Raw genomic sequence first — 20,113 nt, forward strand, 5'->3', positions numbered from 1 at the left:
TAGGGTATTCGGTTCGAATGCTTAGTTCATTGTCGGGATGACGAACTCGGCACCATCCTTGACGCCAGATGGCCAGCGGGACGTGACAGTCTTTGTCTTCGTATAAAAACGGAATGCATCAGGACCATGTTGATTCAGATCACCAAAACCTGAGCCTTTCCAGCCGCCAAATGTATAATACGCAATCGGAACAGGGATTGGCACATTAATACCAACCATGCCAACCTGCACACGTGATGCGAAATCACGCGCCGCATCGCCATCGCGGGTAAAGATTGCAACGCCGTTGCCGTACTCATGCTCATTTGGAAGGCGTAACGCATCTTCATAGCTATCGGCACGAACAATGCCGAGCACCGGCCCGAAAATTTCTTCCTTATAAATGCGCATATCGGGCGTCACGTTATCAAACAGGCATCCGCCCATGTAATAGCCGTTTTCGTAGCCCTGCATTTTGAAACCACGGCCATCCACAACAAGGTTTGCGCCTTCTTTCACGCCAAGATCAACATAACCCTGGATACGTTCAAGTGCCTGCTTGGTCACAACAGGACCATAGTCAGCTGTCAGATCAGTTGACGGACCCACCTTAAGTGCCTCAACGCGGGGAATGAGTTTTGCCACCAGACGGTCGGCCGTTTCCTTCCCGACAGGCACAGCGACAGAGATCGCCATGCAGCGCTCACCAGCCGAACCATAGCCCGCGCCAATCAACGCATCCACTGTCTGATCCATGTCCGCATCCGGCATGATGATCATGTGGTTCTTGGCACCGCCGAAGCACTGAGCGCGCTTGCCGTTAGCCGTTGCGCGACTATAAATGTACTGGGCAATCGGTGTGGAACCAACGAAGCCAACCGCCTTGATGTCTGGGTCATCAAGCAGCGTATCCACGGCTTCTTTGTCGCCATTGACTACGTTGAAAATGCCTGCTGGCAAACCTGCTTCGATAAACAATTCAGCCAAACGCATAGGCACGCCGGGATCACGCTCGGATGGCTTCAAAATGAAAGCGTTGCCCGAAACGATTGCAGGACCAGCTTTCCAAAGCGGGATCATCGCCGGAAAGTTGAAAGGCGTGATGCCGGCAACGACACCGAGGGGCTGGCGCATGGAATAGACATCAATGCCGGTACCTGCACTGTCAGAGAACTCACCCTTGAGCATATGCGCGGCACCAAGGCAAACCTCGACCACTTCCAAGCCGCGTTGAATATCGCCCTTAGCGTCGGGAATGGTTTTGCCATGCTCACGAGCAAGAAGCTCAGCCAGAGAGTCATATTCCGCTTCAACCAGTTCGAGAAACTTGCGCATGACACGAACGCGGCGCTGCGGGTTGGTTGCTGCCCAAGCAGGCTGCGCCGCCTTTGCATTTTCAACCGCTGCGCGAACCTCAGCAGGAGTGGCAAGCGCCACAGTTCCCTGCACTGTACCATCCATAGGTTGAAAAATTTCGGTCGTACGACCGCTTGTTCCAGCGACGTGCTTGCCACCGATAAAATGTCCAACTTCGCGCATTGCGAGCAACCTCCCTTGGTAATATTCGTATGCCACATCATCGCGCTTCAAAATATTTATTGCAAGGCGTGCAAAAGCGTATCTGTTGTGCAAAAATTAAAGCAACGATACCGGAGACTTGCTATGAACTGGGATGACGTCCGTATTTTTCTTAGCGTCGCACGCTCGGGCCAGATACTCGGTGCAGCGAAGCGGCTGGGCGTTAACCATGCAACAGTGGCGAGGCGTCTTACGGCATTAGAGGCCGCTCTCAACACCAAACTGCTGACGCGACGCACGAACGGCTGTGAATTGACCCGCGCCGGTGAAGAGTTTCTTCTTTCCGGAGAGCGTATGGAAGCGGAGATGCTGGCTGCACGCTCATCCCTTGGCGATGCTGATGTTGCGATATCCGGCTCGGTGCGTATCGGCGCGCCAGATGGCTTTGGTGTCACTTTTCTAGCCCCGCGGTTGGCTACATTGACAGCCAGCTATCCCGATCTGAAAATACAGCTTGTTCCCGTTCCACGTTCTTTTTCGCTGTCACGCCGAGAGGCAGATATCGCCATCACTGTAGATCGCCCTGACCAAGGCCGGCTGGTTGCACGAAAACTCGTCGACTACAGCCTCTGCCTTTATGCAAGCCGAGCTTATCTTGCAAAACATGCAACACCACAATCCATTGATGATCTGCCAAAGCACCGGCTGGTTGGTTATGTTGACGATCTCGTTATCAGTCAGTCTTTGAACTATGCCCCCGAAATTACTCGAGAATGGCATCCAGCCTTCGAGATATCCAGCGCTTTAGGGCAAGTGGAAGCGGTGAAAGCAGGTGCAGGTATAGGCATTCTGCACACCTTCATCGCCCGCGAGCACGATGATCTCATTCCAGTTCTGCCGGAGCGTCAGATACGCCGGTCTTACTGGCTTTCCTATCACGAATCGGTGCGCACTCTTCGGCGCATTACTGCAGTATCGGGATTTATTTCAGATCTCGTGCACAGGGAGGCAGAGCGCTTTTCCTGACCTATTCTGAACTTAGCGCCACTGCGGGTTGCAACTTCGAAGCGTTTCTGGCTGGCAGATAGCCAAAGACGAGGCCCGTCAAGAATGAACAGGCGAAGGCCAATGCAACCGGTCCCACCGTAAAGCTGATTGGTGCTCCGAGGAATTTGGCCAACACACCCGTGGCAAGACCAGCTACAACACCGATGGCGCCCCCCACTGCCGAGACAACCAGCGCCTCAATGAGGAACTGCAACAGGATATCACGTTGCCTCGCACCGGTTGCCATTCGCACGCCAATCTCGCGGGTTCGCTCGCTAACACTTACAAGCATGATGTTCATCACGCCGATTCCCCCTACCAGCAGAGAAATGGCTGCCACAGCGCCGAGGAACAGTTTGAGCGTGTTGGATGTTTCGGTCACGGCCTCGCGGATCGACGCCATATTCGTTATTTGAGTATCCTGCTTTTTATGTCGTTCATCAAGCAATTGCTGAATTGTCGTCTGCGTAGTATCAATGAGCGAGCCATCGTTGACCTGCACCGTAATAGAACGCACATTTCGCTGACCGAACAGCCTTGTGCTGCCGGTCGTCAATGGCACGATGATTGTATCGTCCTGATCATTCCCACCGGGCCCTGCGCCCATCTCACTCATTACACCAATGATCTGGAACGGAATCTTACTAACCAGAACATATTTTCCCAACGGACTCTCGCCATCCGGAAACAGTGTTTTTGCAACTGTTTGGCCAAGAACAGCGACCGGCGCATAGTTGATCATGTCGCGTTGATTAAGGAATTCGCCTGTTCCTATCTTCCATGACTTGGCATCCGTATACTGCGGAACAGTTCCATTCGCCGAGGTCTGGTAATCGATATTGCCGTAGCGAACAGTCACTGTGCTGGTCATTTCCGGAACAGCAAAAGCTACATTGGGAACTTCGAGGATTGCATCAGCATCGGCAGGAATCAGCGTCACAATACTGCCGCCCTGCCCTCCGCGAAAATTCGCCATGTTTGGCCTGACAACCAGCAGGTTTGATCCCATAGACGAAATACGATCCAGAACCGAGTTTTGAGCACCTGTACCTATTGCCAGCATGGCCACCACCGAGCCGACGCCGATCACAATCCCGAGCAACGTCAAAATTGTGCGGAAGAGATTCGCCCGCAGAGCCCGAACCGCCATTTTGATCGCTTCGGACACGTCAGCGATTGCCGCAACGCCGTCAACCGCCCTTTGCCTTAAACCAAGAGCTGCCTCGGGATTGCTGCGGCCTTTCTTTGTGCGATCAGAAACAATTCGCCCGTCACGCAGTTCGATCAATCGATCTGCCTGTTCGGCAACCTCGCGTGAGTGGGTAATCACAATGATTGTATGGCCGCTTTCATTCATCGCCCGAAGAAGCGCCATCACTTCTTCACCGCTTTGGCTGTCCAGCGCCCCTGTGGGCTCATCCGCAAGGATAATCCGTCCGCCATTCATCAACGCACGCGCAATGGAAACACGTTGCTGTTGCCCTCCAGACAATTGATTTGGCCGATGATCCAGCCGATCCCCGAGGTTAAGCGTGCTTAAAAGAGCTTCCGCCCTGTCATGTCGGTCCTTGGCGGAAGCACCCGCGTAAACAGCAGGAACTTCAACGTTCTCCTGCGCGCTGGCGGTCGGAATAAGATTATAACTTTGAAAGACGAAGCCGAACGTCCTACGCCGTAAGCCAGCTAATTCATCAGGTTCAAATCCAGAAACATGCTCTCCATCCAGCAGGTAGCTGCCACTGGTCGGCTGATCCAGACAGCCGAGAATGTTCATCAGCGTTGACTTACCGGACCCCGATTGCCCGATGATCGCAACAAATTCACCAGCCTCAATATCAATCGAGATATTGTGCAGAACCTCAACGGAAATATCCCCATTAAAGTAGGTTTTACTGATGTCCTTGAGTGAGATAAGGGCTGTCATTTTCAGAACATCCGCGGCATGCGCTGACCGCGCTGCGAGCGATTGCCTCCACCATTTCCCGGATTATTGGCATCGCTTGCTTGTCCGACAACAACCAGATCGCCCTCATCCAAACCACTTTTGATTTCAGCATTTACACGATTGCGGATACCGACTTCGACTTTACGCACCAATGTTTTCCCTGCAGCATCGACCACACTGACCTCAAACGTCCGCTTTCCATTCTCAGCCTCACCAGAATTGCGCTGAGACCGAATTGCTGAACTTGGAACCACCAAAACGTTTTTCGCAGATGATTGCAGGAAGAATACCTGTGCGCTCATGGAAATCATGAGGTCACCGTCGGTATTTGGCACGTCAAACAACGCATAATAGAGCACAACATTGTTTTCGATATCCGGAGTGGGCTGTATCTGCCGCAGCTTTCCAGCATATCGCTTGCCCGGCTGACCGAGCAAAGTGAAGTACGCATCCATCCCGATCTTGAGTTTGCTGACATCTGCTTCCGACACTTGAGCCTTGACGGTCATCGTAGAAAGGTCAGCAATCGTTACAATAGTTGGGGCTGTCTGGCTGGCATTCAGAGTCTGACCCTCTTTTACCGGCACGGCGGCAATTGTACCTGCCATTGGCGCATAGATTTTCGTGTAGCCAAGATCAACCTGATCGCCATCAAGGGTAGCCTGCTGTTTGCGTATCTGGGCTTCAAGCGCATTTACATCAGCCTCAGCGGTCGCAAGATCGGCAACTGCTTGATCCAATGTCGATTGCGAGACGGAACGCGTTGCCACCAGATTGCGCTGGCGCTCAATATTGGCCTGTTTAAGGACAAGCTGGGCTTTCTTGGAGACCAACTGCGCCTGCAAGTTCGCAAGCTCTGCCTGATCGATCTCAATCCTGTTTTGAATAGTTGCCGGATCAATCTCGGCTATCAGTTGGTTTTGGGTGACCTTATCGCCAATTTCGACATGCAGAACCTTCAACTGGCCGGAAACCTGCGCACCTGCATCAACCGATTTGATCGAATCGAGAGTACCAACTGCCGTTACTGCATTCTCAATATCTGCCCTGACAACAGGCTGCGTAATTACGGCAGCCGTAGATGTTGAAGCTCCATAGGTCGACCATGCATAGTACCCAGCCCCAAGGGCAATGATGGCAACAGGCAACCACAACCAAAGACGAGAACGTTTTTTCTTGCGTCCTGGAGGAATGGCGCCGGGTATAAAGGTAACGTTTGACCCGTCTGGACCTTGTTTAATCTGGCTGGTTACCTTGGCAATTTTAGTCATCGACCCATTCCACATTCTTCGCAGATGAAATACCTCCATCCTGATGGATATTACCAAGAAATGGATAGAAACAGTTCACTCGAAAAGCATTGAGATCATTATATTTTTGTAATGATCAGTGGAGGTCATTATCCCAACACAGCATGAACACGGGCTGAATTACTTATTTGTAATCAAATGCGATGATAAGGGTGCCCGGAAAGTATCGTTGTGGCGCGATAAAGTTGTTCAGCTACAAGAATGCGAACAATCTGGTGTGGCCAAGTCATTGCGCCGAGCGCAAGCACCAAGTCTGCACGCTCCCTCAGTGCAGCATCATGACCATCCGGTCCTCCGATAGCTAACAACAGCTGCCTTTTCCCGTCATCTCGGAAACGCTCAATACTGGATGCGAAAGCTTCGGACGGCATGGTTTTACCCCTCTCATCGAGAAGCACGAGCACACCGCCGCTATCAAGGGCTTTCAGGACCTGCGCGGACTCTTCTTGCTTTCGCAAATCGGGTTGTTGCGCACGGCTTTCCACGATTTCCGTCACCGACGAAAATTCAAGTCCTAAAGGAACGCCGGTTTTTTTCAGGCGATCAAAATACCGATCCGCAAGCTCACGCTCCGGCCCGGACTTCATGCGGCCCACGGCAAAAACACTGATGCGCATAACACTCCAGTCCGGGCAGAGTTAAGAACAAACCTGCTCACACCGGACTTGCAGCCGGCCTATAAAACGCCAGAGCCTCGGCCCTAGTGTACGGTTTCACCATCCAGTTCCGGAGCCTGCCACATCTTTTCGATGTTGTAGAACTCCCGCACTTCGGGGCGGAAAATGTGGATGATGATATCGCCCGTGTCGATCAGCACCCAATCACCGCTGGCTAGACCTTCGACTTTGGCATTATTGCCGTGTCCATTCTCTTTCAGAGTACGAAGGAGTTGATCGGCAACCGCTGTAACATGGCGATGCGAACGACCGGACGCGATGACCATATGGTCAGCGATGACGGATTTGCCTCGAAGATCGATGGGGACAACTTGTTCAGCCTTGGAGTCATCGAGACTATCAAGCACTGATTTGAGGGCACGAGCGACGGAATTGATACCGTTGATCTCTGCCGTTGAAGGAGCCAAAGCTTCCTTCTTTTGAATTGCTGTTCTCAGTGTAATTCCTTTCCCTTAAGAACAACGCGTCGCAGCTATTGAACTCGCTGCACACGTATAAGATAGGCAGAGTCGCATGGCAGTTTCAAGACATCATCTTGATCTAACCACTTCGAACGCGATCTCAGCTTTCAGTTTGCATTTTCCCGTTGCGTATTGCTGTGGATGAGAGCAGCGATCTTGGCCCGTGAATAAAGGTCCAGGCGGGTGCATGCGTGCGGGCGAGAAGCGGAGCATCGTCCTCATCAATTCGGGCGTAGTCGAACGTCTTTGCCATGCGAGACGATAGGAACGCCAGCGTGGAACCCGGGCGATCTATGACGGCAATAGGAAACGTTGTGGCAATCTGCTGCCACCGTTGCCAGCGATGGAAATCCGCAAGACTGTCTGCACCCATTATCCAGACGAAATGAACACCTGGATTGCGGAGTTTTATGAGAGCGAGCGTATCCGCCGTGTATCGAATGTGATGAGCCGCTTCAAATGCCGTAACTTTCACTCGAGGATCGTGAATAAGCGCTTCGCACAACTCCAGCCGCTTTGACAAAGGTGCAAGCTCGCGCTTGTCCTTCAGCGGATTACCCGGCGTTACGATCCACCAGAGCTGATCCAGTTTCAGTCGGCGCATCGCGATTTCGGCAACCAAAGCGTGACCGGCGTGAGGTGGATTGAACGATCCGCCAAACAAACCGACCGCCATACCCTTTTCAACAAAGGGCATACGCAGATGCGCATCTTCGATGCCGGGAATGTTCGCTGGTCCGAATGTCACGGACGTATCTGGCCAGTGCCGCGAACGCGGTATTTGAACGACGTCAACTGTTCAACGCCCACGGGCCCGCGCGCATGCATCTTGCCGGTCGCGATACCAATCTCCGCACCCATTCCAAACTCTCCACCATCGGCAAATTGCGTCGAGGCGTTGTGCAGAAGGATCGCGGAGTCGATCTCGTTGAAGAACCTTTCCACGACATCTTGGTCTTCGGCGATAACCGCTTCCGTGTGATGAGAGGAATAGTGATTTATATGATCAAGAGCGCCATCTATGCCGTCGACCAGTTTTACAGAAATGATCGCGTCCAGATATTCGGTTGACCAGTCCTCCTCGGTCGCAGTGTTGGCTTTACCATAGAGCTTGACGACATCTTCATCGCCGCGGATTTCACAGCCCGCTGCCCTGAGGTCATCAAGCAGAGGTGCAAGATGCGCCGATGCAATAACGCGGTCGACAAGAAGAGTTTCGGCAGCTCCACAAACCCCGGTCCTGCGCATTTTGGCGTTCACGACGATCTTGCGCGCCAGATCAATATCTGCCGAGGCATCAATGTAGACGTGGCACAGGCCTTCCAGATGCGCAAAAACCGGAACGCGCGCTTCTGACTGAACGCGCGCGACAAGGCTTTTGCCTCCACGTGGAATAATAACATCAAGATTGCCACCAAGCCCTGTGAGCATTTCCCCTACCGCGCTGCGATCTCTCGTGGACACCAACTGAATTGCATCGCGCGGTAATCCAGCCGCTTCAAGTCCATCGGCAAGAGCAGTATGAATAGCCCGCGATGAGTTCGCCGAATCCGAACCGCCACGCAAAATCACGGCATTGCCAGACTTCAGGCAAAGCGCGCCCGCATCTGCCGTGACGTTTGGCCGACTTTCATAGATCACGCCAATAACCCCGAGCGGCGTACGGACGCGTTCAATATGCAGCCCATTGGGACGATCCCATTCGGCAATAAGCTGGCCAACAGGGTCTGCCAGATTTGCAATCGTGCGGATGCTTTCCGCGATCCCCGCAATCCTTTTTTCGTCCAGCTTCAGGCGGTCAAGCAATGCTGCAGTCATATCGGCAGCCACACCATCTGCCATATCCAGCTCGTTGGCCTGCAAAATCTCCGCTTTTCGGCGCTCGATCGCGTCCGCCATGGCGAGAAGCGCAGTGGTCTTCACTTCCGAAGATGCGATAGCCAATGGTCGTGCCGCAGCACGAGCCTTGCGACCCATCTCGGCCATCAATGCAACAGTGGATGTATCCTCGGAACGTGTCAACATTCTCTACTCCTCCGCTACGGCAAGGCGTTTTGCTGAGCGTACCACCAGATCGTCGCGGTGTATCATTGCTGAACGGGCATCGTACCCCAATATTGCAGCAATCTCGCCCGTCTTTCGTCCGGCAATTTTAACGGCGTCCGACGCGTCATAGGCAATGAGCCCGCGCGCTGCTTCCCGGCCATCAGGCCCAACGACAGCAACGGTATCGCCGCGCATAAACTGCCCGTACACCTCGCGAACACCTGCTGCCAGTAAAGATTTTCCAGATTTCAACGCCACAAGCGCACCGTCATCAATTACCAGACGCCCTGAAGGTTCCAAATTACCGGAAATCCAGGTTTTCCATGCATTTACAGGTGACGTGCTTGGCTTGAACAGGGTTGAACGTTCACCCTGGTCTATTGCACTCAGCGGATTGAGCCGCGTACCCGACGCGATAATCATTGCAGTACCAGCGGCGTTGGCAATTTTGCCCGCATCAAGCTTCGTCTTCATGCCGCCCCGCGAATATTCGGATGCTGCCGCTCCTGCCATCGCTTCTATGTCGGGTGTGATCGCCTCGACAACTGGAAGAAATTGCGCATCCGGGTTCTGGTGCGGCGGCGCCGTATAAAGCCCGTCAATGTCCGAGAGCAGGATCAGCAGGTCAGCGCTCATCATCGTTGCAACCCGTGCCGCCAGCCGGTCATTGTCCCCGTAACGGATTTCAGTCGTCGCCACCGTATCGTTTTCATTGATGACCGGGATGGCCTTCAACCGTAAAAGTGTGCCCAATGTAGCGCGGGCATTAAGGTATCGCCGACGTTCTTCGGTATCGGCCAAAGTCAGCAGAATTTGCCCGGCGCGCAGGCTATGGTCGCTGAGCACCTCGGCATAGGCCTTTGCCAGTTCAATCTGTCCTGCCGCCGCTGCTGCCTGGCTTTCCTCTAACCGCAATGCACCTTTCGGCAGGCCGAGCACACTTCTGCCTAGTGCGATTGCACCCGACGATACAATCATCACTTCCACACCTGCTTCAGTGAGCGCAGCAACATCGGCACCAAGGCTTTCCAGCCATTGCCGTTTTAATCCACTGACCCGATCAACAAGCAGGGCTGAACCGATTTTTACAACGATCCGTCTATAGCTGTGCAGCTTGGGCAATACCTTCGCCTTGGCAAATTCACGATCTTTTCGGCTTGGCGTGGATTTTACAGACATTTTGGTACTCAGGACTTGTAGCGGTTGTCGACCTCAACAGGGGCTTCCGACTTACGGGATTCAAGAATGATTGCTGAAAGTGCGCGCAACACCTGCTCGACACCCTCACGGCTGACCGATGAGAGGAGCATTGGCTCAACACCGGACGCTTTCTTCAGTGCGGCAATCTTCTTTTTGCGTGCCGCTGCATCCAATGTATCGATCTGGCTCAGCGCTACGATTTCAAGCTTTTCCGCAAGCCCTCCGCCATAGGCTTTCAGCTCATTTCGAACCGTCTTGTATGCCTCGGCAACATTCTCCTCTTGCGCCGAAATAAGGTGCAATAAGACACGTGTCCGCTCCACATGGCCTAGGAATCGATCGCCAATACCGACGCCCTCGTGAGCGCCTTCGATAAGGCCCGGAATATCCGCAATAACAAATTCGCGTGCATCGACACGAGCCACGCCCAAATTGGGATGGAGCGTTGTAAAAGGATAATCGGCAATTTTCGGCTTGGCTGCCGTAACGCTGGCGAGAAACGTCGACTTGCCGGCGTTTGGTTTACCGAGCAATCCGGCATCCGCAATCAGCTTCAAGCGGAGCCAGAGATTGCGTTCTTCGCCCTCAAGGCCAGGGTTTGCGCGCCGTGGTGCCTGATTGGTTGAGGTCTTGAAATGCGCGTTGCCAAAACCACCATTGCCGCCTTTGGCCAAACGATAGCGCTGTCCAACAACCGTGAAATCTACAATGAGGGTTTCATTGTCATTTTCAAAGATTTGAGTGCCAACGGGCACCTTCAAAATTACATCTGAGCCTTTGCCGCCCGTCATGTCACGTCCCATGCCGTGCATTCCCGTTTTGGCCTTGAAATGCTGCTGGTAGCGATAGTCAATCAAAGTATTCAAACCATCGACAGCTTCTGCCCAGACGTCGCCGCCACGACCGCCATCCCCACCGTCGGGACCACCAAATTCCAGGAATTTTTCACGGCGAAATGACACCGAACCGGCACCACCGTCGCCAGAGCGGATATAGACTTTCGCCTGGTCAAGAAATTTCATGGAAACTCAGTCCTTTTGTGTCGCTTGGAGGCAATACAGCAATTCCAGCTAGAATAAAACTGGCCAATTCCCGCGAAGATGACCTTTCGGGAACTGGCGTGTTGAACTTGTGTCGGTCCGCGGCGGAAGCCAAAAGAGGTCAGACAACGCTGTTAAGAGGTCCAGCTCCGCAGACCAATCCAGGTGCGCCGATCAAGCATATAACGCTCCACAGGAACATTACCTGCATTGATCGAATCCATCATCCCTGTGTTGGTATACTGAAAGCCGCTCTTATAGAGTACCCGACGCGATGCGATGTTGGAGACACGGCAGGAAGCATAAAGCTTTTCCACCTGCGTTGCGCGAAACACCAGATCGACCAGCGCGTGGGCAGCTTCTGTCGCATATCCCTTGCCCCAGTGCGGTTCACCCAGCCAGTAACCTATCTCCAGTTCGTCCTTGCCAGCGCCACGTCGGTAATTGATCCCGCAACAGCCAACAAATGTACCTGTTTGAGCAAGGGTAATGGCGTAGACACATTTGCCAATCTCGCCCGCATTGGCGCGGCGCACGAAATCCACAGCATGGGCTTTCGTGTAAGGGTGCGGCATGCGTGACAGCATTTCTGCCACGCGCAGATTATCGGCAAGATTGGCAATTGCGTCCACATCCTCAATATGAGGCGCGCGCAGAACGAGGCGGTCTGTAACGAGAACCGGACAGTCTATCAGGTCCAGCCGTTCATCATCTTCTTCGAGTATATCAGCAACCATTTTTCATTCCTCCAGATACGAAAAGGGAGACGGGTAGTGCCCCATCTCCCTTTGATCTTTTGGCGGTTGCCATTTTTCACCGGGTCCGATGGGACGCCGGTGCTTCAAGCATGACCGGCTATTCTGCTGCTTCGGCGATCGGGGTGACGATCGACACGAAGCTACGGCCGTTAGCTTTGGTACGGAAAGATACTGTGCCTGCTTCAAGCGCAAACAGAGTGTGATCCTTACCAACGCCAACATTGACGCCGGGATGCCACTTGGTGCCACGTTGACGAACGAGGATATTGCCAGCAAGCACGCGCTCGCCACCAAACTTCTTTACGCCAAGGCGCTTTGATTCTGAATCACGACCGTTGCGTGATGAACCACCAGCTTTTTTGTGTGCCATGGGATTGCTCCTTTAAACCTGTTCTTATTCGCCCGAAGCGGGCTTCTCAGCCTTGGCAGCAGCCTTCTTGGGCGCAGCCTTGGCCTTTGGGGCGGCTTTGGTTTCTGTCGCGTCAGCTGCAGCAACTTCAGCCTTGGCAGGCTTCTTGTTGGCTGGCTTTTCAGCAGCAGTCTTCGAAGGCTTCGCACCACCTGTAAGAATCTCTGCAATACGGATCGTTGTCAATTCCTGACGATGACCACGTGTACGCTTTGAGTTCTGGCGGCGGCGCTTCTTGAAAGCGATAACCTTGCGTGCACGGCCCTGCTCAACAACCTCAGCTGTAACCAGCGCACCGCTAACAACAGGAGCACCGATTGTTGCGTCAGCGCCAACGCCAACCATCAGAACTTCTGCGAACTGTACGATATCACCGGCATTGCCGGAAACTTTTTCGACCTTGAGAAGGTCATTGGCGGCAACGCGATACTGCTTACCACCGGTCTTGATGACTGCGAACATTTTGTGCCCTTTCGGCGTTCGGTTCGGTTTTCTGCCATTATTCCGGCAATAACCGTCTTTTTGTCAGTCGTGACAGATTGATCGAAAGGCACTTTTATCCATAAGAACGAAGGCACCCGAATTCAAAAACAAACGGCGCGGAGAATCCCCCACGCCAGTCGTCGGGCGCTTATAAGATCAGTATCCAGGCAGAGTCAAGAAATTTAACGCAAAATTGCTCTTGTATCTGGGCGCTTTGCCCGCTATCTAGCGCGTCGCACGCTCAAGCCAAGCCCTTCGGGGCATCGCGGCACTATAGATACGGGGTCTCGATAGCGATCCCAGACGCGGAGAGGTGGCTGAGTGGTTGAAAGCACCGCACTCGAAATGCGGCATGGGGGCAACTCCATCGGGGGTTCAAATCCCTCCCTCTCCGCCATTATGTTCCATTGGCCACAAAGTTTTTTTCGCACTCAATCTAAGCTTATACCATATCGGGTCGATGGCCCTGCAATCTCGAAAGGCGGCCTTGAAATTCTCGTGAACAACGAGATAAACCTATCCCAATGGCGAAAGAACACAACCGGTGGAAAATCCTGCGTCTGGCAATCTTGGCTCGCATTTCTCGCGACGGGGCTGAGCATTGCAGGTTTTCTGTGGTTTCTCACGAAACCGGGTATCGGATTGGAACAGTATCCGACAATCGAATTTCAGCAGAAAACGTTCATCATGCTGCCCGAAGGCACCCAAGTCACGACATGCCAGCAAGAAGGCGGTAAACAGATGGTTTGCATAGCACTGCCGACTTAAAATTAGATTGGCAGGAACTGTCAGACGGATGTTGTGTTGCTATGTCTGGTTGCAATCCATATGCCAGCCACTACTGCAATTGTACCCAAAGCCAGATTCCAGCCGAGCGGTTCGTGAAGCACGGTCGCCCCTACCAGAGAAGCACTGATCGGATTGACCGCAATCGAGACTGCAACCCGCGTTGGCGTGGTACGTTCAAGCGCAAAAGCCCAAAGATAAAATGTAAGCGCGCTACCAAACGCACCAAGGTAGACGATTGCAAACCATTGTGGCGTTGTGAAATCCGCAACCGGCGCAAAACTGCCATTAAGGCACCCGGCGCAAATCAGCAATATAGCACCCACTCCCATGGCCACGGTCGTAAACCGAATCGCTCCTGAACGCTGGATATAGGGACGTGACCAGATACTGTAAAATGCCATGCATAACGCAGCACAGCCCATGAGCAGATCGCCTTTCCAAGCGCCCGATGGGGCGTTTTGCAATCCTGAGACGAGGGCCGTCGCCACTCCCGTTGTGGCAATCAGAACTCCGGTGGTTTTACGGATCGTCAATCGCTCAATTCCAAGCGCTGCGCCGATAAGCATGGTCATCAGCGGAAGTGTCGAAAGAGCAAGTGCTCCTCGCGCCGCCGTGGTGAACATAAGTGATGCGTTGAACAGGCCTGGAAACACGGCAAAAAAGAGCAGGCCCAGTGCCGCGACAGCCGGCAGGTCGCGAAGCGACGGCCAGTTTCCCTCCCTTGAAATGGCCACTGGCAACAAGAGAACGAAGCCGACGCCAAACCGGAATGAACCAATGGCAATCGGATCGGCAATATGTGCAAGATAGCGCGTTGCGCCAATTGAACTACCTCCAAGTGCGCTTGAAAACATTGCAGCCAAGACACCCCAGACTTCGCTCATTCATCAGGCCCCGCATATTGATTGCACAAATCCTAGACTCGACTATTTTATCAAGGAACAGAATTTAACTGATAAGGTGTATGAGATTTCGTGATGAGTATGCCCGGACTTGATCCAGATCTTTTGAAAGCCTTTGTCGTTGTCGCGGAGCAGCAATCCTTTACGCGGGCAGCAACAATGCTTAACCGGACACAATCCGCCGTCAGCATGCAGATAAAACGTCTGGAAGAACGGTTGGACGTTCAACTGTTCCACCGCACGACAATCAAAGTTGACCTGAGTACGGCTGGCGAAGAGCTTTTGGGTTATGCGCGGCGTATCCTCACGCTTAACGATGAGGCCGTCGGGCGACTGCGGGAACACAAGGTCGAGGGTGTTGTCCGTTTGGGTGTCATGGAAGACTATGGTGCCTATATCATTCCGCCACTTCTGACGAGTTTTGTTGCTGGCTATCCGATGATCCATATTGAGATGGAAACAGGTCTTACCTGTTCGATGCCCGAGCGGCTTGGCGATACATTCGATCTGGTAATAGCAATGCACCCTGAAGGGAAAGGCGAGGGTCAGTTTTTGCGCAGAGAACAAGCTGTATGGGCTGCCGGCCCTGATCGGTCGTCGGTAGAACTCAATCCGCTCCCTGTTGCGCTTTATCCGCAGGGATGCCTGTTCCGGAAATGGGCGATGGAGGCACTGGATAGTGTAAAGCGTCCTTGGCGGCTTGCCTTTGTCAGTCAGAGTCAGGCTGCCGTTGAATCCATAGTGGCTCAGGGACTCGCAGTGACCGTAGTGAAATCTGGCATGTTCCCGAAACGGTTGCGACGGCTTACAATCGAAGATGATATGCCAGATCTTCCTGGCGCTGATATCTGTCTGCACAGGGCAGCAAATATTTCGCCAGCAGCCATGCTTCTTGCAGATCATTTTGTGGAGGCACTAGCCACTGCAGATAGTAATGTCTGACTTGCCAGAATTTCAGATGTCCTCCCACGGTCAACAGTGCCCTAGTCTCAGCAGGTTTTGCGTCCATTCCGCTTATGCTAGAAGGTTGGTATCGAAGGGGAGATGTTGAGCATTGAAACGCATCGTCAGTCCGATTTTTGTGGGCCGGAAACGCGAACTTGACGAGTTATCAGCCGCATTCGCGGCAAGTGTCACAGGCCATCAGTCCACCACGTTCATCGGTGCTGAAGCGGGCACAGGCAAATCAAGGCTTATCCGCGAATATCTGGCCCGGGCTGGTGCCGATGCCCTGATCCTGAAAGGAGATTGCATCGAACAGCTCGACAATTTTCTGCCCTATGCCCCTTTTGCCGCGATCCTGAGGGAATTGGTTTCCATTCAAGGCGTCGCAAGAATCAGGACCTACCTCGGCAACAATGCAAACGAGGAAATGGCTTTTTTGCTGCCAGAGTTTGGGCCAATGCCCACAAACCTCGAGCCCGACTTTGTTCGAACCAGACTTTTTGAAACTTTACGCAAGCTTTTTGTCAGTTTGAGCCGTGAACAGCCGCTGATTGTGGTGATTGAAGATTTACATTGGGCTGATGCGGCCAGTTACGATTTGCTGCGATTTCTCATTGGACGTATGGAGAATGCCCGCATCCATCTCGTTCTTTCGCACAGAACGAATGACACGAACTACCGACCAGCGATGAAATCCCTCCTTGCCGGCACAATGACTGGCGAGAGCGTTTCGCGGTTGACACTTGGCCGACTGTCACGGCCTGAAGTCGCTCGTCAGTTGGAAGGTATCCTGGGGCGTTCACCGGACCCAGCGATTGTAAGCGAGGCCTATGCGCGCGCAGGCGGGATACCCCTCTATACGGAATGTTTGGTCGAACCGGACGGCAAGATCAGCATGAAGATGCCACGCGCATTGCAAAGCCTCCTGCTACAAGCGATAGAGGATTTGCCCGAACCTGTACAAAGAGTGTTACGTACGGCATCTGTGGGTCGCCAGCGTATCAGCCATAGATTGCTTACCAGAGTGGCTGGACTCAGCGACGAGGATTTGACGGATGCCATGCGTCTGGCATCCGCAACAGGCGCAGTCGTGAGCGATGCTGACGGCTACATGTTTCGGCACGCGCTGATTCAGGAAGCCATACGCAGTGACTTGCTTTCAGGTGAACAGGTCCAGTTCAATCGGGCTTTCGCGGAGGCTCTGACCAGCCACCCGGACACGCATCCGGATATCTGGCTTTCTGTTGCATTGACCACACATTGGGGAGCTGCCGGCTGTCATGATCAGGCTATACAAGCAGCTTGGCGGGGCTCGCGCGAAGCAGCACTCAGATTTGCATACGCGGTCCAATTGCAACTTCTGGAACAGGTGATCGAGTTATGGCCTAAAGTTAAATCCGCACAGCAGTTGCTCGGCGCAGAATATATTGATGTGCTTGAGCTGGCCGTAGATGCCGCCTGTTGGGCGGCCGAAGCTGAGCGCGGCCTGGATATGGTTGAGACGGCACTTGGCGAGCTGACAGCTGCGAGCGATGCGGAAAGGCGGGCAGCGCTTTTACTGCAGCGAGCCATAATGCGGCAGCAGGGTCTGCTGGATGGTGAAATTGATGACCTCCAAGTCGCTTTACAGCTCGCCACGGCCGTCACCCCAATCCGGGCAGAAGCTCTTGCTCAAGCTTTCCGTGCCTGCATGCTGCACCATCTCTATGAGCGAGCAAGAGAGTTGTCCTCAGAACTGTCGTCTGTGGCTGATCAATTGAAGCTGAAGGAATTTCAGATCGAGGCGCAGCTTACGACCGCGCATTTCGGTAAACATGCCGGTAGAAATATAATATTGGAGCTTCGTACAGCGATCGATGAGGCCAGATTAAGCGGTTTTGGCAGGTTGGAGATAATTGGCCTTGGCTTATTGCTTGAAGCGCTTGAGGAACAGGGCAACCGGACCGAAGCATTGTCGGAAGGCAGATACGCTATCAAGCGCACTGCTGAATTTGGCCAGGCGCGCTACATGGGCGCGCGAATTGCTCAGCGACTCTTCGCTTCGCTGTTCTGCTCCGGTGAATGGGATGAGGCACTGGATATTCTTGACGAAGTTCTGATGCTGAATCCGGCACCGCTTGGTCGTATGCAACTTCTCCTCTGCAATGTTGAAATCGCGGTTGCCCGCGGTGAAAACGAAAAAGCCGAACAGTTACTTGCCGAACTGCAAACATTGCCCGATGGCCCCCAGCAAAGACCCGAGCGATCAATGCTGACGGCGCGGCTAAAGCTAGAATTGTGCTTTGCGACAGGCGATATGACCGCCGCCCACGACCTTATCAACATGGCGATTGGCGCGGCTGACCCGCGTCTGCCTTTGCTTGTCTGGCCACTGCTCTCTTCCAGCATGCGCCTTTGCATTGATTCCAACGCGCCTGCATCCTTGCGCAAGGCAGTCGAGAAACTGGCGATGGATACTCCGCAGCCCGGGCCCGTTGAAATGGCATATAGCCTGATCTTGCAAGCAGAGAGCGCCCGATCCCATAACTCCGATGCGAATCTTTGGGATGCTGCCGCCAATGCTTTCTCGGATGTCGGATGCCCCTATACTCAAGCCTATGCACTGTTCCGGTCTGGAACTGCACATGCTGTAAAGAACAAGTTTGACGGGGCGGTACGTCTGCAAAAGGCATTGAACCTTGCCTCAAGCTTGAGAGCTACGCCGCTGCTTGCAAGGATAGTATCCGTTGCAAAACGCGCCCGCATCAAACTCAATGATGGTCAGGAAGTATTTCTCCCCAACCCCGGCCATGGCCTGACTTCCCGTGAGCGTGAAGTGCTCCAACTCGTTTCCGCTGGCCTGAGCAACAGGGAGATCGCAGCGCAGCTATTCATCTCCACAAAGACAGCCAGTGTTCACGTGTCAAACATTCTGAGCAAGCTCAATGTGGCTAATCGCGGATTGGCAACTGCCATGGCTCATCGGCTTCATCTGGTTGATGCCTAATTTCAAACCGCAATCAAAATCTCAATAAACATAAAAACTAAGGCAATTGCCTGATGTGCTCTACCCTACCTTAGACCAAGTATCAGCAATATTGGTACGGTGGGATGAGGCGCAATAATCATGACAGATTTGAAAAGCGATATGGCAAACAGCAATCGCATAATTCAATCATATGAAGAATATGCAAAGGAATATAGCGAGATTGTAGGGACAGAAGTCTCACAAAGAACAGCCGAAACGCTACAGAGAATGGTTAGTTTTACAGGGCTTGGCGCTCATATGCTTGAAGTCGGTTCCGGGCCGGGTATTGAAGCAGATTATCTGGAAAGTCTGGGCGCTGTCGTTCGTCGTACAGACGCCACACGCGCATTTCTCGCAATGCAGGTGGAGCGCGGTAAAAATGTTGATTTGCTCAATATCATATCTGATAAGCTTGGCGGGCCTTATGACGGTGTTCTTGCCCTTTGTGTCCTTATCCACGTAGACCGCGACCACACAGCCAATGTTCTGAAAAAGATCCGCAATGCGCTCCGGCCGGGCGGTGTTTTTCTGGTTTCACTTCGTGAAGGGCAAGGTGAAACCGGCGGTGGCTTCAATACTATTTTTTGGGAATACGACGAGTTCATTGCCCATTTGGCTGCTGCTGACCTCCATGTAAGGTGGCATGACCGAAACACTGATCATGAGGGCGAAGTCTGGCTTACATTTCTAGCGGAGCGGCAGCTATGAGCGCACGCGGACTTATCCTCTTTATCGCATTGAGTATCTTTTGGGGCATCCCATACCTCATGATCAAGGTAGCGGTATTGGAACTGTCAGTACCATTTCTGGTGTGTGCACGATCTATCGTCGGCTCACTGGTACTTTTACCCTTCGCCGTTTACACGGGAGGGTTCCAGCAGGTTTCAAAAGCCTGGATTGCTGTCGTCAGTTTTACTGTCATCGAGATGATTATCCCATGGGGGCTTCTAGCCCATGCGGAAATAAACCTGACCAGTTCAACAACAGGATTACTGATCGCCATTACCCCGGTTATTGCAATTGTGATTGCAAGAATGACTGGCGAAACCAGTCGGCTTTCGCCGCGACGATTGGTTGGATTGGCCATAGGATTTGCCGGTGTTCTGACCTTGGCTGCTCCTGAGCTGGGAGGCGACTTCTGGTCAATTGCTCAAGTGGTTTTGGCCGCTGCGTGCTATGCAGCAGGATCAGTCATTGCTGCACGCTGGCTGAACAATGTTCCCCCGCTGCCGATGACTGCCGTCTGTCTCATTCTTTGCGCACTTGCCTATCTGCCTCCAGCGTTAAATGCATGGCCGGTAGGTCCAATTTCGATGAATGCAATTTCAGCAGTCGCCGGACTTGGAACCATCTGCACAGCGATTGCTTTTTTCACCTTCTTTCTTCTGGTCCGGGAAATCGGTTCTGAACGTGCCGTGATCATTACCTATGTTGCTCCAGCAATCTCCATCGCGGCCGGTGTATTGGTCTTGGGAGAACCGCTGACACAAAGGATGATTGCAGCCTTCGCTCTGATTATCTGCGGATCATATATTGCAACCTTATCGGCTTCCGCGGCGAAGTCATCCGTCACCGCGTGAGCCTTGCAATCGGGGCT

The 20,113-nt window shown here is 53.1% G+C and carries 19 protein-coding genes and 1 tRNA gene; 7 read left to right on the forward strand and 13 right to left on the reverse strand.

Features of this window, described 5'->3' with window-relative positions:
- Positions 1 to 21: 21 nt before the first annotated feature.
- Positions 22 to 1,518 (reverse strand): CoA-acylating methylmalonate-semialdehyde dehydrogenase, encoded by a 1,497-nt coding sequence (locus PMI41_RS03570; protein WP_008121888.1) that lies wholly within the window; start codon positions 1,516 to 1,518, stop codon positions 22 to 24.
- A gap of 123 nt (positions 1,519 to 1,641) precedes the next feature.
- Here PMI41_RS03570 and PMI41_RS03575 point away from each other — a divergent pair, with 123 nt between their 5' ends.
- Positions 1,642 to 2,523: a LysR family transcriptional regulator gene (locus tag PMI41_RS03575; protein ID WP_008121890.1), complete on the forward strand. Its 882-nt coding sequence runs from the start codon at positions 1,642 to 1,644 to the stop codon at positions 2,521 to 2,523.
- Between the two features lies 1 nt (position 2,524).
- Here the strand turns inward: PMI41_RS03575 and PMI41_RS03580 are convergent, their stop codons facing one another.
- From PMI41_RS03580 to rplU, 11 genes are all read right to left on the reverse strand, one after another.
- The gene (locus PMI41_RS03580) at positions 2,525 to 4,468 is read right to left on the reverse strand and encodes a MacB family efflux pump subunit (protein ID WP_008121892.1); all 1,944 of its coding nucleotides are present in this window, start codon (positions 4,466 to 4,468) and stop codon (positions 2,525 to 2,527) included.
- A gap of 2 nt (positions 4,469 to 4,470) precedes the next feature.
- Positions 4,471 to 5,760 (reverse strand): macrolide transporter subunit MacA, encoded by a 1,290-nt coding sequence (gene macA / locus PMI41_RS03585; protein WP_008121895.1) that lies wholly within the window; start codon positions 5,758 to 5,760, stop codon positions 4,471 to 4,473.
- Between the two features lie 173 nt (positions 5,761 to 5,933).
- Positions 5,934 to 6,416: a 23S rRNA (pseudouridine(1915)-N(3))-methyltransferase RlmH gene (gene rlmH / locus PMI41_RS03590; RefSeq protein ID WP_008121897.1), complete on the reverse strand. Its 483-nt coding sequence runs from the start codon at positions 6,414 to 6,416 to the stop codon at positions 5,934 to 5,936.
- An 83-nt stretch (positions 6,417 to 6,499) separates the two neighbouring features.
- Entirely contained in the window at positions 6,500 to 6,883 is a 384-nt protein-coding gene (gene rsfS, locus PMI41_RS03595; protein WP_008121898.1) for a ribosome silencing factor, read from the reverse strand.
- A gap of 154 nt (positions 6,884 to 7,037) precedes the next feature.
- Positions 7,038 to 7,634, reverse strand: a complete 597-nt coding sequence (locus PMI41_RS03600) for a nicotinate-nucleotide adenylyltransferase (protein ID WP_040853720.1) — start codon at positions 7,632 to 7,634, stop codon at positions 7,038 to 7,040.
- 47 nt (positions 7,635 to 7,681) lie between these two features.
- Positions 7,682 to 8,962 carry a glutamate-5-semialdehyde dehydrogenase gene (locus PMI41_RS03605; RefSeq protein WP_008121902.1) on the reverse strand — a complete coding sequence of 427 codons (1,281 nt, stop codon included), beginning with the start codon at positions 8,960 to 8,962 and terminating at the stop codon, positions 7,682 to 7,684.
- A gap of 3 nt (positions 8,963 to 8,965) precedes the next feature.
- Complete coding sequence (proB, locus tag PMI41_RS03610; RefSeq protein WP_008121904.1) at positions 8,966 to 10,162, reverse strand: glutamate 5-kinase; 1,197 nt, start codon at positions 10,160 to 10,162, stop codon at positions 8,966 to 8,968.
- Between the two features lie 8 nt (positions 10,163 to 10,170).
- Positions 10,171 to 11,205, reverse strand: coding sequence for a GTPase ObgE (obgE, locus tag PMI41_RS03615; protein ID WP_008121906.1), 1,035 nt, complete (start codon positions 11,203 to 11,205; stop codon positions 10,171 to 10,173).
- A gap of 152 nt (positions 11,206 to 11,357) precedes the next feature.
- Positions 11,358 to 11,960, reverse strand: coding sequence for a GNAT family protein (locus tag PMI41_RS03620; RefSeq protein ID WP_008121907.1), 603 nt, complete (start codon positions 11,958 to 11,960; stop codon positions 11,358 to 11,360).
- A gap of 118 nt (positions 11,961 to 12,078) precedes the next feature.
- Positions 12,079 to 12,351, reverse strand: a complete 273-nt coding sequence (gene rpmA / locus PMI41_RS03625; protein WP_008121908.1) for a 50S ribosomal protein L27 — start codon at positions 12,349 to 12,351, stop codon at positions 12,079 to 12,081.
- 24 nt (positions 12,352 to 12,375) lie between these two features.
- A complete protein-coding gene (gene rplU, locus PMI41_RS03630) occupies positions 12,376 to 12,852 on the reverse strand; it encodes a 50S ribosomal protein L21 (RefSeq protein ID WP_008121909.1) in 477 nt (158 codons plus the stop codon).
- A gap of 328 nt (positions 12,853 to 13,180) precedes the next feature.
- Between rplU and PMI41_RS03635 the strand changes: the two genes are divergently transcribed.
- Positions 13,181 to 13,270 (forward strand) — tRNA-Ser (locus PMI41_RS03635).
- A 101-nt stretch (positions 13,271 to 13,371) separates the two neighbouring features.
- The gene (locus PMI41_RS03640; RefSeq protein WP_157179301.1) at positions 13,372 to 13,641 is read left to right on the forward strand and encodes a hypothetical protein; all 270 of its coding nucleotides are present in this window, start codon (positions 13,372 to 13,374) and stop codon (positions 13,639 to 13,641) included.
- Positions 13,642 to 13,661: 20 nt separating this feature from the next.
- Here PMI41_RS03640 and PMI41_RS03645 read toward each other — a convergent pair whose 3' ends face one another.
- Complete coding sequence (locus tag PMI41_RS03645) at positions 13,662 to 14,546, reverse strand: DMT family transporter (protein ID WP_008121911.1); 885 nt, start codon at positions 14,544 to 14,546, stop codon at positions 13,662 to 13,664.
- Positions 14,547 to 14,639: 93 nt separating this feature from the next.
- On the opposite strand from PMI41_RS03645, the gene PMI41_RS03650 reads away from it, so the two are divergent.
- The 4 genes from PMI41_RS03650 to PMI41_RS03665 all read left to right on the forward strand — a co-directional run bounded on the left by PMI41_RS03650 (position 14,640) and on the right by PMI41_RS03665 (position 20,096).
- Positions 14,640 to 15,506: a LysR family transcriptional regulator gene (locus tag PMI41_RS03650; RefSeq protein WP_008121914.1), complete on the forward strand. Its 867-nt coding sequence runs from the start codon at positions 14,640 to 14,642 to the stop codon at positions 15,504 to 15,506.
- A 112-nt stretch (positions 15,507 to 15,618) separates the two neighbouring features.
- On the forward strand, positions 15,619 to 18,495 hold the full coding sequence (locus PMI41_RS25550; RefSeq protein ID WP_008121915.1) for an AAA family ATPase: 2,877 nt from the start codon (positions 15,619 to 15,621) through the stop codon (positions 18,493 to 18,495).
- 120 nt (positions 18,496 to 18,615) lie between these two features.
- Complete coding sequence (locus PMI41_RS03660) at positions 18,616 to 19,224, forward strand: class I SAM-dependent methyltransferase (RefSeq protein ID WP_008121919.1); 609 nt, start codon at positions 18,616 to 18,618, stop codon at positions 19,222 to 19,224.
- Positions 19,221 to 20,096, forward strand: a complete 876-nt coding sequence (locus PMI41_RS03665) for a DMT family transporter (protein WP_008121921.1) — start codon at positions 19,221 to 19,223, stop codon at positions 20,094 to 20,096. Before PMI41_RS03660 ends, PMI41_RS03665 begins: the two co-directional genes overlap by 4 nt.
- Positions 20,097 to 20,113: the final 17 nt, after the last annotated feature.

This window comes from Phyllobacterium sp. YR531, assembly GCF_000282595.1.
In the GTDB taxonomy this organism is placed as follows: Bacteria; Pseudomonadota; Alphaproteobacteria; order Rhizobiales; family Rhizobiaceae; genus Phyllobacterium.